The organism is Leptolyngbya sp. CCY15150, assembly GCF_016888135.1.
Taxonomy (GTDB): Bacteria; Cyanobacteriota; Cyanobacteriia; order RECH01; family RECH01; genus RECH01.
The window spans coordinates 1-1,035 of the sequence record NZ_JACSWB010000049.1; the positions used below are offsets into that span (position 1 = coordinate 1).

Annotated in this window: 1 protein-coding gene; it reads left to right on the forward strand. The window is 42.9% G+C overall.

Features of this window, described 5'->3' with window-relative positions; genetic code table 11:
- Positions 1–197 precede the first annotated feature (197 nt).
- On the forward strand, positions 198–905 hold the full coding sequence (locus JUJ53_RS00220; protein WP_239124655.1) for a LysE family translocator: 708 nt from the start codon (positions 198–200) through the stop codon (positions 903–905).
- Positions 906–1,035 lie beyond the last annotated feature (130 nt).

Consider the following 1,035-nt stretch of genomic DNA (forward strand, 5'->3'; position numbering starts at 1 on the left):
ATTGCAACCCGCTACGAGAAGAAGGCTGAGAACTACCTCGCCATGCTGACTCTAGCTTCTATCATGCTGTGGCTATAGTTTTAAAACAGAGCCTAGATCGCTTTGACCTAGCTTAGTCGCGAACAGTCCAAAGCCAGGTCGAACGTCATAACAGGGTAGTGCTCAACATTAGTCATGATGTTAGTCATGATGGCGGAATGAAACTTTTGATGCTTAAAGATTTCAGCTTGAGCACTACCATACAAGAAGTAATATCAGTGGAGTTTGGTATGCCCGATCTTGCTACTCTGGGTCTTTTCTTAACAGCAGCTTTTATTCTCAGCATTACTCCAGGCCCTGGTATTCTTTACACCCTAGCGCGTAGCTTGAACGGTGGTAAATCTGAAGGAATTTTATCTGCTCTTGGTTTATCAGTCGGTGGACTGGTTCATGTTTTTGCCGCTGCGATTGGGATTTCTAGTCTGTTGATGACATCTGCTGTCGCATTTGCAGTTGTGAAATATGCTGGAGCAGCCTATCTTGTTTACTTAGGATTGCGAACCCTTTTAAGTCAAGATACTCTATCGATTAATGCTGCGTCAGTAGTAACGTCAAAACATCGAGTAAGTGCCTTTTATCAGGGCATCATTACTGAAGTGCTAAATCCTAAAACAGCGTTGTTCTTCCTAGCGTTCCTTCCGCAATTTATTGTTGTTGAGAATGGCAACATTTTTATGCAGTTTCTGTTTCTAGGTCTGATTACGGATGTTTTGAATCTTGTAGTAGACGTTGTTGTTGCCACATTTGCCGGTCCTATTGGGCAAAAGCTGCAGGCAAACTACAGATTTAGGCAAGGTCAACGCTTGACGTCAGGCTGCACTTTGATTGGGCTTGGAGCGTATGTTGCTGTGGCTGACCAAAAATAAAGGCAGGCACCTGCCATTGAGTTTCCAGGTTAACATTAGACCTTATCGGTAATTAGTTGCTCGATATCCAAATAGATGTAGTAGCTATAAGATCGATCGGTTTCAGACTAAGAATTGATTGCTTTTCCTA

Coding starts and splice junctions, on each gene's coding strand:
- JUJ53_RS00220 (WP_239124655.1), top strand. CDS start 198: ATGAAACTTTTGATGCTTAAAGATTTCAGCTTGAGCACTACCATACAA.